Origin of the sequence: Photorhabdus sp. HUG-39 (assembly GCF_963878365.1) — a bacterium.
Lineage (GTDB): Bacteria > Pseudomonadota > Gammaproteobacteria > Enterobacterales > Enterobacteriaceae > Photorhabdus > Photorhabdus kayaii.
In genome coordinates this window covers 1-14,521 of record NZ_CAWNWY010000009.1, presented here as the reverse complement: position 1 = coordinate 14,521, position 14,521 = coordinate 1, and the positions used below count along the sequence as shown (strand labels likewise).

Genomic DNA, 14,521 nt, shown 5'->3' with positions numbered 1-14,521 from the left:
TGTAACAGCCCGTATCCACCAAATTTTTTTCTATTTTCTTATTATCAAGGGCAATTATTTGCCCTGGCATTTACTTTTGTAATCCGCAATCGCTGCTTTAATCGCATCTTCTGCCAGAATAGAACAGTGGATTTTCACTGGCGGCAGTTCTAATTCATCTGCAATTTCAGTATTTTTAATCGCTTCTGCCTGCTCCAGGGATTTGCCCTTCATCCATTCAGTGACTAAAGAGCTGGAAGCAATCGCAGAACCGCAACCGTAAGTTTTGAAACGCGCATCTTCAATAATGCCTTCATTATTGACTTTGATTTGCAGTTTCATCACATCACCACACGCAGGGGCACCGACCATGCCGCTGCCAACCATTGGATCTTCACTATCGAAAGAACCGACGTTACGTGGATTTTCATAGTGATCAATTACTTTTTCGCTGTAAGCCATGTTATTACTCCTGAAACCCTCTGATTAATGATGAGACCATTCGATACTATTTAGATCCACACCTTGTCTAAACATTTCCCACAGTGGAGAAAGTTCACGCAGGCGGCCAATAGATTTGTGAATCAATTCAATGGCGTAGTCGATCTCTTCTTCTGTCGTAAAGCGCCCTAAAGAGAAACGGATAGAGCTGTGAGCCAGTTCGTCATTCATCCCCAACGCACGCAATACGTAGGAAGGCTCCAAGCTGGCAGAAGTACATGCAGAACCCGAAGAAACCGCCAGATCTTTTAATGACATCATCAGTGATTCACCTTCAACATAGTTGAAGCTGACATTCAGAATATGCGGTGCACCGTGCTCTAAATCTCCGTTAAGGAAGACCTCTTCGATATCTTTGATACCCTGCCACAGACGCAACCGTAGACCACGCAGACGCTGAGATTCACTCTCCATTTCCTGCTTGGCAATACGGTAAGCTTCACCCATACCCACAATTTGATGAACAGGCAAAGTACCAGAACGCATCCCACGTTCATGACCGCCACCATGTTGTTGTGCTTCAATGCGAATGCGGGGTTTACGGCGAACGTACAGTGCGCCAATCCCCATCGGCCCATAAATCTTATGGGCCGAGAAAGACATCAAATCAACTTTCAGTTTGGTTAAGTCAATTGGCAGTTTGCCTACGCTCTGAGTGGCATCAACATGGAAAATGATTCCGCGGCTGCGACACATTTCACCGATAGCGGTAATATCCTGTACCACGCCAATTTCATTGTTAACATGCATGATAGAAATCAGAATGGTGTCATCACGCACCGCGGCTTCCAGATCGTTTAAATCAATCAACCCGTTGCTCTGAGGTGCCAAATAAGTGACTTCAAATCCTTCACGTTCCAATTGACGGCAAGTATCCAGCACCGCTTTATGTTCGGTTTTGCTGGTAATGATGTGTTTACCCTTTTTCTGGTAAAAATTAGCCGCCCCTTTAATGGCAAGATTGTCAGATTCCGTTGCGCCAGAAGTAAAAACAATTTCTCGCGGATCCGCCCCCACTAAATCAGCTATCTGATTACGGGCAATATCAACCGCTTCTTCAGCCTGCCAGCCAAAACGGTGTGAACGAGAAGCGGGGTTACCAAATATCCCGTCCCTAGTCAGATAGTTCATCATCTTTTCAGCAACACACGGATCAACCGGTGTCGTTGCTGAGTAGTCTAAATAAATTGGTAATTTCATTACTCACATGCTCCCTACTTCTAATACTTCAATTCATCACAAGTTCTGCTTATGGGCGCAGATTGACATTAATTGTTTCTTGTGCTCTGCCGTTAGGTGCACGGCGTTTATCGTTATCCTGGCGATCAGCAACGTCCAATACTTCTTGGTTATTGACTAATTCTTCTAAACTGATACTGCTCAGGAAACCGGTAATACGATCACTTAAATCGCGCCATAAAGTATGAGTCAGACAACGATCGCCGCCCTGACACCCTTCCCTACCCTGACAACGGGTAGCATCTACCGATTCATCAACAGCAAAAATCACTTCGGAAACAACAATTTCACTGGAATCTTTGCCCAATAAATAACCGCCACCCGGACCACGGACACTTGAAACCAGACCATTTTTGCGCAGGCGAGAAAATAACTGTTCAAGATAGGAGAGGGAAATACCCTGACGTTCAGAAATGTCGGCCAATGGTACCGGGCCTTCTTGTGAGTGCAACGCCACATCAAGCATAGCAGTTACCGCATAACGCCCTTTAGATGTCAATCTCATAAATGAATTACCCCGTGGTGAAATATGAAGAAATTGTGTCATTCCTGAGTGTTTTAGTCAACTATTTAACCTAGTAATTTACTCAACTATTTCTTCGCCCATTTTTCAACGGAGGACAAAATACCACGCAAAATATTCAGTTCCTGCGCTTCAGGCCGGGCACGGGTAAAAAGCCGCCTTAATCTATTCATTATTTGGCCTGAGTGTGCTTTTCGAATGAAACCAGAATCATTTAACACAGATTCGAGATGATGATAAAAGCGTTCCATATCATCAGTTAATGGATATTCCACTTCATCGGTTTTTTGCTCATTTTTATCCTGACGCGCCAAATAGGCCATACGGATTTCATAACTGACAAGTTGAACCGCCATTGCCAGATTTAATGAACCATACTCCGGGTTAGTTGGAATATTCAGATGATAATGGCACTTCTGCAATTCTTCATTGGTCAACCCTACCCGCTCACGGCCAAAAACAATGGCAACCGACGCATGTGCAGCCTCCTGAACACTACGCTCACCACATTCACGAGGCTCGACCACCGGCCATGATAACGTTCTGGAACGGGCGCTGGTACCAATCACCAAGCCGCAACCCGCCAGCGCTTTATCCAAACTATCGACAATCGTCGCATGACCAATAACATCACTAGCACCCGCAGAAAGCGCAATCGCATGAGAGTCTGGCAGAACCAAAGGATTAACCAGATAAAGATTGGTTAATCCCATTGTTTTCATTGCCCGGGCGGTTGACCCCATATTTCCAGTGTGGGAAGTTTCAACCAGGATAATGCGGATATTTTCTAACATGACAACTTCTGAATAGTCTGGATAGTTATAAGAGCCAAATATCTTAACACAGCATTAGTCATTTTTCCGAATTACTGCTATACTATGCGCCGATTAATTACCCGTTCTTTAACATCCTGGTGGAAGATATCCCATGCATCCGATGCTGACTATCGCTATACGCGCAGCGCGTAAAGCCGGCAACTTAATTGCCAAAAATTATGAAACTCCCGATGCGGTTGAAGCTAGCCAAAAAGGCAGTAACGACTTTGTTACCAACGTTGACAAAGCCGCAGAAGCGCTCATTATCGACATTATTCGCAAATCTTATCCCAAACACTCGATTATTACTGAAGAGAGTGGCGAGCTGCCAGGCGAAGATGCTGATATTCAATGGGTAATCGATCCACTGGATGGCACGACTAACTTTATCAAACGCCTCCCTCACTTCGCCGTTTCTATTGCAGTACGCATTAAAGGCCGTACTGAAGTTGCGGTTGTTTATGACCCAATGCGTAATGAGCTTTTCACCTCAACCCGTGGTCAAGGGGCGCAGTTGAATGGCTACCGTCTGCGTGGTACCAATGCCCGTGATCTGGATGGCACTATTCTGGCAACAGGTTTCCCATTCAAAGCAAAACATCATTCCACTGTTTATATTAATACCTTAGGTAAATTATTTGTTCGTTGTGCTGACTTCCGTCGTACAGGCTCCGCTGCACTGGATTTGGCTTATGTTGCGGCTGGTCGGGTGGATGGTTACTTTGAAATTGGCCTAAAACCGTGGGATTTTATGGGTGGCGAACTGCTAGTTCGCGAATCTGGCGGTATCGTAACTGATTTCGTTGGCGGTCATAATTATATTCATTCCGGCAACATTGTTGCAGGTAATCCACGCGTTGTTAAAGATATTCTGGCTGAAATGCGTAATGAATTACCAGAAGCATTGAAACGTTAACTCAAATTAATCCTTAAACTGGAATTGCATGGCGATAACAGGCAGGCCGTAACAATACGGTCTATCCTCCGCCCGGCAATTCCACCTGGCAACAAAAAAGTCCCTGATGAACTTTTTTGTTGCCATTTTAAACCTGAATTATTTTGCTAACCAATAAACCGCTTCGTAAGGTTGTAACTGTCTATTTTTCGCAGGTAGCTGATGTTCAGGATAGTTCCCCATTAACTTAACCCATGAACAATCGGATAAAGAAGCGTCCAGCGACCATTCCTGCACTTCCGCACTGAGATTGGCGATAACCAGCAACGTTTGATTTCCCCAACGACGCACATAGCACCAAAGAGAAGGATGAGATGGTAATAAGTCTTCATAGCTGCCATAAGTCAATACAGGATATTCCTTACGCAGCTTGATTAAACGGGCATAACAATGAAAAACTGAATCATCATCCTGCATGGCGTTTTCAGCATTCACATCCTGGTAATCACTATTCAGCGCTATCCACGGCTCCCCTTGAGTAAACCCTGCATTAGCAGTCGTATCCCACTGCATTGGCGTTCGCCCATTATCACGAGATTTCTTCGCTAAGACCGATAAGATTTGTTGTTTATCATTGCCCTGCTCAATCTTCTCATGATAAATATTTAAACTTTCTATATCCCGGTACTCTTCAATATGAGAAAAGTGAGGGTTAGTCATTCCCAGCTCTTCCCCTTGATAGATATAAGGGGTTCCCTGCATACCATGCAGTACCATTGCTAACATTTTAGCGGACGGCACCCGCCAAACACCTTCACCGCCAAAGCGTGAAACAATACGGGGTTGATCGTGATTACACCAGAACAGCGCATTCCATGCCCATTCGTACATGCCTTGCTGCCACTTGGCAAAAATTTTCTTCAATTCAATAAAATCGGGTGGCGCTGCAACCCATTTTTCACCATTAGGGTAATCGACTTTTAAGTGATGAAAAGCAAAAACCATCGACAACTCTTCACCATCTAATGAAGAATAGCGATGACAATGTTCCAGTGAAGTAGAAGACATTTCCCCGACGGTCATCACTCCAGCTGGCTGGAATACCTCTCTGTTCATTTCTTGCAGAAATTCATGAATACGCGGGCCATCAGTGTAGAACTGACGCCCATCCCCCTGAGTTGATTCAGGGAAGTCTTGCTGCTTAGAAACCAAGTTAATGACATCCAGACGGAAACCATCAACACCAAGGCCAGCCCAGAATTCGCAGATCTTTTTCAGTTCAGCCCGTACGGGTTCATGTTCCCAGTTTAGATCAGCCTGCTCAACAGCAAACAGGTGCAAATAATACTGCTTGCTTGCTTCATGCCACGCCCAAGCATTACCACCAAATTTCGATAACCAATTATTAGGCGGGGTTCCAGGTATCCCATCCCGCCAAATGTAATATTGCCGATAAGGGCTATCAATATCTTGCGCTTGTTTAAACCAAGGATGTTGAGTCGAGGTATGGTTGAAAACAATATCCACGATGACACGGATATCACGTTGATGTGCCTCATCAACCAAACGCTTAAAATCATCCATTGAGCCGTAAGCCGGATCAATCGCATAATAATCAGCGACATCATAACCGTTATCTACCTGTGGTGAGAGGTAAAAAGGCGTCACCCAAATAGCATCTACGCCCAGTTTCTTCAAATAATCAAGCCGGTAAGTAATGCCATTAAGATCGCCTGTTCCGCTACCCGTAGTATCCTGGAAACTCTTAGGATATATCTGATAGATGACGCCTTGTAACCACCACGGAATGATTTTGTCCATCAAAAACACCTTATTAATATATTTCCTGAATTGAATAACCAAATGGTTATTTTTATATCTGTTACTTGTGAAGATTTAACAGCATTATTCAACAGCTAACATACCGGTCATATTCTTCTTTCGATAAACAACGGTCGTGAGAATCAACGGAACAATGATGGCGACAAGCATAGCTAATGCGTAAATTAGCCAAAATTGCGGTTTGATCGAAAGAATACCTGGCAGCCCACCCACGCCAATACCGTTTGCCAATACACCACTCAACCCACAAATCAACCCAGCTAAACCGGAACCAATCATGGCACAGAACATAGGAAATCGATATTTAATGTTAATACCGTACATTGCCGGCTCAGTAACGCCCAAATAAGCGGAGATAGCCGCAGGTACGGATAATTCACGTTCATTATGCTTCTTACTGACTAAAATAATACCAACAACCGCCGATCCCTGAGCAATATTGGATAATGCAATAATAGGCCAGATCGGTGTTCCACCTATACTTTGAACCATCTGCATATCTATGGCTAATGTGGTCTGATGTATACCGGTAATCACCAACGGCGCGTAAAGGAATCCAAATAAAGCTGCACCAATAGGAGCAAAACTTCCGGTCATCAACGCCTTAACAACCCAAGCTACTCCATCACCAAGTAACCGACCAAATGGCCCAATAAGACTATGTGCTAAAAAGGTTGCCAATATTAACGAGACTACTGGAACAATCACCAAATAGAGATAACTAGGAACCACCCGTTTTAACTGAATTTCAATCCACCCCAAAGTAATACCCGCCAAAAGTGACGGAATAACCTGCGTCTGATAACCCACTTTTCCAATCGTGAACAGGCCGAAATTCCATATATCAGGGATTTGTTGCCCTAAGTAATAAGAGTTCATTAATTGCGGCGAGACCAGTGTTATTCCCAATACAATGCCTAATATCGGTGTTCCACCCATCATCCTAACCGCCGACCAACAAATACCCACTGGCAGATAGAAAAATATTGCCTCTCCTAGCAGCCATAAAAAATCATATATCGTTTTCCAAATAGGATATATTTGAGCTAAAGTTTTGCCTTCACTAAAAGGAATATCACCAATAATGTTACGGAAACCTAGAATAAGCCCACCGCTAATTAATGCTGGTAAGAGAGGAAAAAATATTTCCGCAAACTTAGAAATGAAGCGCTCTTGCCATTTCATGTTTTTCTTCTCAACCTGCTGTTTATCTTTTTTATTCAATTCAGATTGACCAAGATAACGATTTAAAACCTGATAATAATCACCAACATTCGTGCCTATCACGACCTGGAATTGCCCTGCATTGGTAAAACAGCCTTTAACCATCGATAAATTCTTTATCTCATCCGGCTTGGCGTTAACTGGTTCAACTAATATAAACCTCAATCGGGTAATACAATGAGTTACACTGGCTATATTTTCACAACCACCGATTAATGTAATTAGTTTTTCTATATCTTTAGAATTTATTTTGTTTTTCATAATAGCCAGTCATCATAAGTTAGTATCAATTACTAATTAGCATGCTTAGTAAACTAATTTTATCCTAATATCATTTGGTTATGCTTGTCATGGGAACGTTCCCAAAAGTGGGTTGAAGATCACATTGAGACGAAAATATTTCTTATTTTTAAGCCAACTTACTCGGAATGATTACTTGTTGTTTTGGGTATTGACGATTTATTTGAGCAATTAATTGACCAACCGCATATTTACCCGCCTCACCATAACCCAAATCAATAGAAAGCGTGTTAGGGTATAAAAATTTCAATAAAGGTGTATTACCAATGCTACCTATTTGTATATCTTCCCGATTATTTTGCTGCAAATATTTATATGCACCTAATGCCAAACTATCGGTTGCACAGATTAAAGCTGTCGTTTTCTCTCTCAATACCTTATTAACATGCTGAAACCCACTCTGATAGCTTAAATCACATTGAACAGCAAGCGGACGCAAATCTTGCTGTTCACAACAAGTTAGATAAGATTGATGGCGAAGAAAACCTGTCGTGGTATCACTATCATCTACGCCAAGAAAACTAATATCTCTGTGCCCCCGCCGATAGAATTCATTCATCAATAAACGGACAGCTCCAATATCGTCATAACATACAGAAGAAAAACCCGTATATTCACGGGCAAATACCACTATTTTGTCACGCCAAGGGAAGAGGGACTCTTCTGACAATCCAGTAAAACCGAACAAAATAATGCCATCTGCATGACGTAATGCCAACTGACGTAGATGTTCCTGTAAAAGCTGTGGATCAAAATTGCTTTCCATAATAATGGGGTCGTAACCACGCTGGTAAAACAAGGGTAACATGGTACTTATCGATAAATTCTCTGAGAAAGATCCCAGACGCGACACAATTAAGGCAATGATTTTGTCACTCTTTATTCGCATCGCTCTTGCTGATTTAGATGGAATAAAATTATTTTGTTGGATAATCATTTCAACTCTTTCACGTGCTTGTGGGCTTACACTATTCTCATTGTTTAATACTCGCGAGACAGTTGATTTACTGACATTAGCCAAACGCGCGATATCTTTTATTGTTAATTTATTCAACATGATATCTCATAAAAATCTTATTGAGGTATTTAGTTTCTTACAAAAATATTGTAAGAAACTAAATGTATATTGTTAATAATTATGAGCTTTAACCTGTGGTCGTAAGAAAATAGCAGGAAAAGCAACCAAAGCCATCATCCAGAAAATGCCACTGTGCAGATAATCATACATAAATCCAGCAATTACCGTCATGACAGCGATACCTCCCCCCATTGCCAACGCAGAATAAGCCGCCTGTAAACGCACAATTTCCCCTTCTCTTCTCGCACCGATAAAACGCATCGCTGCCAAATGGCAGACAGTGAACGTACCACAATGCAAAATTTGAACGATAATTAACACCGGTAATGAGGTGAATGTTCCCATCAATCCCCAGCGAACAACGCCACATATACCAGAAAGCAGCAAAAGATTACGAGCATTCCAACGCCGAAATAATTTATTACTCAAAGTAAAAATAATAACTTCAGCCACTACGCCCAATGACCAGAGATAACCGACTACCGAGGCAGAATAGCCTGCATTTTTCCAGTAAATCGCACTGAAGCTGTAATATCCCGCATGAGCCGCCTGCAATAAAGCGACACATAACAGGAACCGACATACCGGTTTTTCAGACAACAACTGCTTAAATGACACAACATCCACTTTGGCGGATTTGACTTCACCAACAGGCATGATAGAGGGCCTAAGTAATGTCACCAACAACGTAGAGAAGACGCTAAACAATATCGTGATGAGGATGGCACGATGTCCCCAGACAGAGATCAATTCCCCGGTTAATGCTGAGCTGATAATAAAGGCAATTGAACCCCAAACTCGTATCTTGCCGTAATCAAAAGGAAATTGTTTTTGCCATGTTCCCGCCAGCGCATCACTCAATGGCATCATCGGCGAAAAAAATAGATTGAAGCCAACCATGACGAACAGAAGCCACGCCCAATGATTTCCTAATGTAAAGCCAACGATGAAAATAAAGGTTATCAATGCTGATATACGTAGCGCAAAAATAAGTTTTGCGGGATCTTTAACTGTAGGTGCGATTAATAAACTGCCCAAGAAACGGGAAATCAAACCTGCACCCAATAGAACCCCTATCATATCGTGCTCTATACCTTCACCCTGTAGCCAGGTTGCCCAGAAAGGTAAAAATATCCCGTAAGAAAAGAAATATGTGAAGTAATCTAACGCTAGCCAGCGCGTCGATCGAATAACCATTAGTCCTCCCTGGTAAAAAATGCAAAAAACCCGCCCTTACCTAACTTGATTAGCTCAAGAAATTAAGATACTGAGAGTTATCTTGAAGTAGATATTCCCCGGGGGAAAATCCACGCATCACTCCTCAATATCCCACTTAAGCAAACAATGTTAGCCGGAGCAGGTTTTGTAAGACTTATTGAAATTTTAATTTATGCGTAAACCGGATATCTTGCGCAAATAGACAGAACTTTCTGCTTAGTTGTTTCAATAGTCGCTTCATCATTGATGTTGTCCAATACATCACACATCCAGCCAGCCAATTCACGCGCTTCTGCTTGTTTAAAGCCACGGCGGGTAATCGCAGGCGTACCGATACGCACACCAGAAGTTACAAATGGGCTCTTCGGATCATTAGGCACGCTATTTTTGTTTACCGTAATGTTAGCTCGACCCAACGCAGCATCGGCATCTTTACCAGTGATGTCTTTATCAACCAGATCCAGCAGGAACAAATGGTTCTCTGTACCGCCAGAAACGACTTTGTAACCACGTGCCAAAAACACTTCAACCATCGCTTTCGCGTTATCAGCAACCTGATGTTGATACGCTTTGAACTCTGGTTCCATTGCTTCTTTCAATGCCACCGCTTTGCCTGCAATCACATGCATCAGGGGCCCACCCTGACAGCCAGGGAACACTGAAGAGTTCAGCTTCTTATACAGATCTTCGTCGCCGCCTTTCGCCAAGATCAAACCACCGCGTGGACCCGCCAATGTTTTGTGCGTCGTGGTAGTCACGATGTGAGCATGAGGAACTGGGTTAGGATATACTCCTGCGGCAATCAGGCCGGCAACGTGTGCCATATCAACGAACAAATAAGCACCAATGCTGTCTGCAATTTCACGCATTTTTGCCCAGTCAACCACACCGGAATAAGCCGAGAAACCGCCGATAATCATTTTTGGCTGATGTTTTTGAGCTTGTGCCGCGATATCGTCATAATCGATTTTACCGTTTTCATCGATGCCGTAAGGCACAACGTTATATAACTTACCAGAGAAGTTAACCGGAGAGCCGTGGGTCAAATGACCGCCATGTGCCAAATTCATCCCCAGAACCGTATCGCCCGGTTGCAACAAAGCCATATAAACTGCCGCATTTGCTTGAGAACCAGAATGTGGCTGAACGTTGGCATAATCAGCACCAAACAGCGCCTTAGCACGATCGATAGCTAATTGTTCAACAACGTCTACATATTCACAACCACCGTAATAGCGTTTACCCGGATAACCTTCGGCATATTTGTTAGTGAGTTGAGAGCCCTGTGCCTGCATAACTCTTGGGCTGGTATAGTTTTCAGAGGCAATTAATTCGATATGTTCTTCTTGACGAACAACTTCTTGCTCCATCGCCTGCCATAGTTCGGGATCATAACTAGCAATATTCATTTCACGCTTTAACATTGGGTTCTCCTGACTCAGCTAACTTCTCTTCAAACAACACCCCAAGGGGCCGAATGGCACACAGTGTAAACCCTTTTCACCTAATGAGATAGTCTTGACAAAATATTTTACGCAAACGATTGCATATCGATTGCAAGCAAAGTATCTGCTCTAAAGTAGGGTAATGAAAATTACGCTCCATTTTTCCTCTTTGTCAGAATTTACGGCCTAAAGAAGTCCCTCCCTTAGTACAAATATCCATTATGACTATTTTTTTACCATAAAGACCACATTCTATATTTACAAGATCCCCAAAAAGGTATAAGTTGCATTTAAATTACATGTTATAAATTTCATTACCCACTTGAAAGAAATTCAGGAGCTTCACCATGCTGGATAGCCAAACTATTGCCACTGTCAAATCCACTATTCCCTTACTTTCTGCTACTGGCCCAAAACTGACCGCTCATTTTTACGAGCGGATGTTCAAGCACAATCCTGAGTTGAAAAACATTTTTAATATGAGTCATCAACTTAATGGCGATCAACGTGAAGCTCTGTTCAATGCGATCTGCGCCTATGCAGCCAATATTGATAACCTAGAAGTACTACTGCCGGCAGTGGAAAAAATTGCTCATAAACACGCCAGTTTGAATATCCAACCAGCGCATTATCAGATTGTCGGTACGCACCTATTGGCAACGCTGGATGAAATGTTCCAGCCAGGAAATGAGATTCTGGATGCTTGGGGAAAAGCTTACGGCGTGCTCGCTGATGTTTTTATCAATCGTGAAGAGCAAATTTATCATAGCGGAGAATCAACAGATGGTGGCTGGCGTGGCTTACGTCCATTCCGTATCAGCCGGAAAGAGGTAAAAAGTGAGGTAATTTGCAGCTTTGAATTTGTGCCACAGGATGGCGGGAAAGTGATGGATTACAAACCTGGTCAGTATCTGAGCATTTATCTGGCAGATGATAGTTTTGCTAACCGAGAAATTCGCCAGTATTCACTGACGGCAGCCCCAAACGGTTCCAGCTACCGGATTGCGATTAAACGTGAGCCACAAGGAATCGTTTCCAACCATATGCACGATAAGATGCAACAAGGCGATACCGTCTGGCTGGCCGCCCCACGCGGCGATTTTTTCCTTGATATTAAATCAGAAATGCCGGTTACTTTGATTTCTGCGGGCGTTGGCCTGACTCCCATGATGAGCATGTTGCATCACCTCCACCAGCAAAACCATAATAGCCAAATTAACTGGTTACATGCGGCAGAACACGGCGGCCATCACGCGTTTAGTAATGAAGTCGCCGCGATTGCGCAAGCAATGCCGAATTTCGACAGCATAATTTGGTATCGCGAACCAAGGGATGAAGATCAACAAGGTATCCATTATCAATACAAAGGTTTTATGAATCTGGCCGTTCTGAATGAGGCATTGAAAACAGAAGGAATGCACTTCTATTTCTGTGGTCCAGTTCCCTTTATGCAATATGTAGCGAAACAGTTATTGGATATGGGAATAGATGAACAATTTATTCACTATGAATGTTTTGGCCCACATAAAGTGATTTAAATTTTCAACTTCATATTACGGTGATAATAGCCAATAAAGTGAACTGAACAGACACTATCTTTAATTTATGGGCTCCGATATTCAATATTCATGTGTATTGAACGTGATTAGTGTGACTGAAAAAACCAATTCATCACTATTCTAGAGATCTTATGGAGTTTGCTTATCGTGGAGCCCGTCTTATTGGACGTCAGCTCCATTGATTTCAAAAGTCATGGGTAAATTTAGCGCCTATCCCAATAGGAGTAATTGTTGCAGACAGTTTGAACACGGACAGCGCGGAAAAACCGGAGCGTACACGTAGTACGTGAGGATTTTGAGCACTGCCCAGGTTCAAAATGGCAAATAAAATAGCCCTATTGGGATAGGCCGTTACTCTGACTGGCAATCAATTTTGCTCTACAAGCTGTTTGCATTCCTTCAAGCGCAATAGGTTTTCCTTTATATTTTAAAGAATCAGCACCCTGAATAATAGGAAAAACACCTTTGCATTGGGGACACGCGACCAAATCTTCTTTACCTGCTATAGGAATACCATTGTGAGTATATTCATCAATAGCGGTAATAACTTTACCGCCATGATCTGTCGTATCACCTAACAGAATAACTGCTTTTAACATGAAAGTTCTCCATCGTTTTTCAATTGTAAATAATATCCCCATTAAACCTCGGTAATTAATGGCAGTAATCCCAAATTGACCAACTGTATTTCAACATCATTAGACTTATCAATATCATCCTGATTTCTTCCATCAAAAATGCCTTTTTTGGTAATAATCAGAGTTCCTATCTGTTCATTATTTTGATACACAGGAAGCACATCTTCCGCCATAGGCAAGTAAGATTTATCAATAATACGGGGCTGGTAAAGCATCCAACCGACGCTTAAGCGATCAGGGAAAACCTGTTTGCTTTTTAAGGTATATTCATTCGACTCTACCTGAATATTGGGTAAATTGCGGCTTAAGGCCAAATAGCTAACCAAATTAATTAACCGCAATACATCAAGTTGATGACTGTCAATATTTAGACTCAATTGCAGCCAAACCCAGTTAGGACGAACACTTGGCATTTTGCTATAATCTATGCCGCTAGATAATTCATCCTTTTCACCATCCCATATGCCAGTAATAAGCGCCGGAAAGTTTTTCTTGTAATCTTTTTCGAAACTTTTTATAGCAGCTTCAGTTGGCCCCTGCTCATCAAACACGACATGTTGCAGAGCTAGTTTTCTAGAGTAACCTGTTAAATACCAAGTCTTCTTCTGCCCAAAAAAGATATCAATTTGCCGTGTGATATTAAATAAGTCCATTAATACCGTATTCGCGGTAATGGTTTCCTGCTGTTGGTAATACACATTGATTTCTAAACGGATTATCGCCATGTTGACCTCGGATTAAACTAAACTGTCGCAGGGGGTATAGTGGACATTAATATTTTTATGTTTACTAAACAGTACCTTAAAATATCCATAACTGATTGGTTGCAAAAAGTGCCATTCCACGTGAGGTGTCCCCTCTAGTACATCACAAACCGTTTGATGCCTTTCTGCTTGATTTCTAGCTGAATAACGTCCTCTCCACCATCTTTTAGGTTTATTATCCTTAAAAAACTGGTCATACCGCGCTTTGGCCTCTAGAAATAAACAATACGCTGGCCGCCAGCCATCAAAGGCCACTTTCAGGCACTGAAATTCCTGAATCATTTGTCTGGTCGGGTCATATTTAGTTTTCGCAATAAATCGCTGATAGTTAATCGTGATGGCGCTCCAGCGACTCACCTTGCGATATTTTTCACTCGTCACCGGAATAGCAAGACAAGCCTGACACTCTTTTTTAGTTTCCGTTTTTTCACACTCTTCCGTCTTAGACTGAGCCTTAACTTGAACCGCACTGGTATCAACGGATTCTTCCCCTAAATCATC

The 14,521-nt window shown here is 42.5% G+C and carries 13 protein-coding genes and 1 pseudogene; 2 read left to right on the top strand and 12 right to left on the bottom strand.

The window, feature by feature from the left end; genetic code table 11:
- Positions 1-54 precede the first annotated feature (54 nt).
- The 4 genes from iscU to trmJ form a co-directional block, all read right to left on the bottom strand.
- Complete coding sequence (gene iscU, locus AAC155_RS07965) at positions 55-441, bottom strand: Fe-S cluster assembly scaffold IscU (RefSeq protein ID WP_112876332.1); 387 nt, start codon at positions 439-441, stop codon at positions 55-57.
- A 24-nt stretch (positions 442-465) separates the two neighbouring features.
- On the bottom strand, positions 466-1,680 hold the full coding sequence (locus AAC155_RS07960) for an IscS subfamily cysteine desulfurase (RefSeq protein ID WP_113041709.1): 1,215 nt from the start codon (positions 1,678-1,680) through the stop codon (positions 466-468).
- Positions 1,681-1,729: 49 nt separating this feature from the next.
- On the bottom strand, positions 1,730-2,224 hold the full coding sequence (gene iscR / locus AAC155_RS07955; RefSeq protein ID WP_113041708.1) for a Fe-S cluster assembly transcriptional regulator IscR: 495 nt from the start codon (positions 2,222-2,224) through the stop codon (positions 1,730-1,732).
- 86 nt (positions 2,225-2,310) lie between these two features.
- Positions 2,311-3,036: a tRNA (cytosine(32)/uridine(32)-2'-O)-methyltransferase TrmJ gene (trmJ, locus tag AAC155_RS07950; RefSeq protein WP_113041707.1), complete on the bottom strand. Its 726-nt coding sequence runs from the start codon at positions 3,034-3,036 to the stop codon at positions 2,311-2,313.
- Positions 3,037-3,169: 133 nt separating this feature from the next.
- On the opposite strand from trmJ, the gene suhB reads away from it, so the two are divergent.
- Positions 3,170-3,973, top strand: coding sequence for an inositol-1-monophosphatase (suhB, locus tag AAC155_RS07945; RefSeq protein WP_113041706.1), 804 nt, complete (start codon positions 3,170-3,172; stop codon positions 3,971-3,973).
- A 138-nt stretch (positions 3,974-4,111) separates the two neighbouring features.
- On the opposite strand, the gene treC is transcribed toward suhB, so the two are convergent.
- The 5 genes from treC to glyA form a co-directional block, all read right to left on the bottom strand.
- On the bottom strand, positions 4,112-5,773 hold the full coding sequence (gene treC, locus AAC155_RS07940) for an alpha,alpha-phosphotrehalase (protein WP_113041705.1): 1,662 nt from the start codon (positions 5,771-5,773) through the stop codon (positions 4,112-4,114).
- Between the two features lie 84 nt (positions 5,774-5,857).
- Positions 5,858-7,279: a PTS trehalose transporter subunit IIBC gene (gene treB, locus AAC155_RS07935; protein WP_113041704.1), complete on the bottom strand. Its 1,422-nt coding sequence runs from the start codon at positions 7,277-7,279 to the stop codon at positions 5,858-5,860.
- Positions 7,280-7,427: 148 nt separating this feature from the next.
- The gene (gene treR, locus AAC155_RS07930) at positions 7,428-8,375 is read right to left on the bottom strand and encodes a trehalose operon repressor TreR (RefSeq protein ID WP_113041703.1); all 948 of its coding nucleotides are present in this window, start codon (positions 8,373-8,375) and stop codon (positions 7,428-7,430) included.
- Positions 8,376-8,447: 72 nt separating this feature from the next.
- The gene (locus AAC155_RS07925; protein ID WP_113041702.1) at positions 8,448-9,593 is read right to left on the bottom strand and encodes a 3-phenylpropionate MFS transporter; all 1,146 of its coding nucleotides are present in this window, start codon (positions 9,591-9,593) and stop codon (positions 8,448-8,450) included.
- A gap of 191 nt (positions 9,594-9,784) precedes the next feature.
- On the bottom strand, positions 9,785-11,038 hold the full coding sequence (gene glyA / locus AAC155_RS07920) for a serine hydroxymethyltransferase (protein WP_113041701.1): 1,254 nt from the start codon (positions 11,036-11,038) through the stop codon (positions 9,785-9,787).
- 365 nt (positions 11,039-11,403) lie between these two features.
- Between glyA and hmpA the strand changes: the two are divergent.
- Positions 11,404-12,597, top strand: a pseudogene (gene hmpA / locus AAC155_RS07915) (NO-inducible flavohemoprotein); the annotation flags it as partial.
- Positions 12,598-12,953: 356 nt separating this feature from the next.
- Here hmpA and AAC155_RS07910 read toward each other — a convergent pair.
- The 3 genes from AAC155_RS07910 to AAC155_RS07900 form a co-directional block, all read right to left on the bottom strand.
- Complete coding sequence (locus AAC155_RS07910; RefSeq protein ID WP_113041699.1) at positions 12,954-13,217, bottom strand: PAAR domain-containing protein; 264 nt, start codon at positions 13,215-13,217, stop codon at positions 12,954-12,956.
- A gap of 41 nt (positions 13,218-13,258) precedes the next feature.
- Positions 13,259-13,981 (bottom strand): Imm52 family immunity protein, encoded by a 723-nt coding sequence (locus AAC155_RS07905; RefSeq protein WP_113041698.1) that lies wholly within the window; start codon positions 13,979-13,981, stop codon positions 13,259-13,261.
- Between the two features lie 12 nt (positions 13,982-13,993).
- The coding region (locus AAC155_RS07900; RefSeq protein WP_113041697.1) for a restriction endonuclease fold toxin 5 domain-containing protein at positions 13,994-14,521 on the bottom strand (528 nt) is incomplete at its 5' end.

What these genes read in the sequence shown, in the direction of transcription:
- AAC155_RS07905 (WP_113041698.1), bottom strand. Translation starts at nt 13,981, where the DNA reads ATGGCGATAATCCGTTTAGAAATCAATGTGTATTACCAACAGCAGGAA.
- glyA (WP_113041701.1), bottom strand. Translation starts at nt 11,038, where the DNA reads ATGTTAAAGCGTGAAATGAATATTGCTAGTTATGATCCCGAACTATGG.
- AAC155_RS07925 (WP_113041702.1), bottom strand. Translation starts at nt 9,593, where the DNA reads ATGGTTATTCGATCGACGCGCTGGCTAGCGTTAGATTACTTCACATAT.
- treC (WP_113041705.1), bottom strand. Translation starts at nt 5,773, where the DNA reads ATGGACAAAATCATTCCGTGGTGGTTACAAGGCGTCATCTATCAGATA.
- treR (WP_113041703.1), bottom strand. Translation starts at nt 8,375, where the DNA reads ATGTTGAATAAATTAACAATAAAAGATATCGCGCGTTTGGCTAATGTC.
- treB (WP_113041704.1), bottom strand. Translation starts at nt 7,279, where the DNA reads ATGAAAAACAAAATAAATTCTAAAGATATAGAAAAACTAATTACATTA.
- iscU (WP_112876332.1), bottom strand. Translation starts at nt 441, where the DNA reads ATGGCTTACAGCGAAAAAGTAATTGATCACTATGAAAATCCACGTAAC.
- AAC155_RS07910 (WP_113041699.1), bottom strand. Translation starts at nt 13,217, where the DNA reads ATGTTAAAAGCAGTTATTCTGTTAGGTGATACGACAGATCATGGCGGT.
- AAC155_RS07960 (WP_113041709.1), bottom strand. Translation starts at nt 1,680, where the DNA reads ATGAAATTACCAATTTATTTAGACTACTCAGCAACGACACCGGTTGAT.
- iscR (WP_113041708.1), bottom strand. Translation starts at nt 2,224, where the DNA reads ATGAGATTGACATCTAAAGGGCGTTATGCGGTAACTGCTATGCTTGAT.
- trmJ (WP_113041707.1), bottom strand. Translation starts at nt 3,036, where the DNA reads ATGTTAGAAAATATCCGCATTATCCTGGTTGAAACTTCCCACACTGGA.
- suhB (WP_113041706.1), top strand. Translation starts at nt 3,170, where the DNA reads ATGCATCCGATGCTGACTATCGCTATACGCGCAGCGCGTAAAGCCGGC.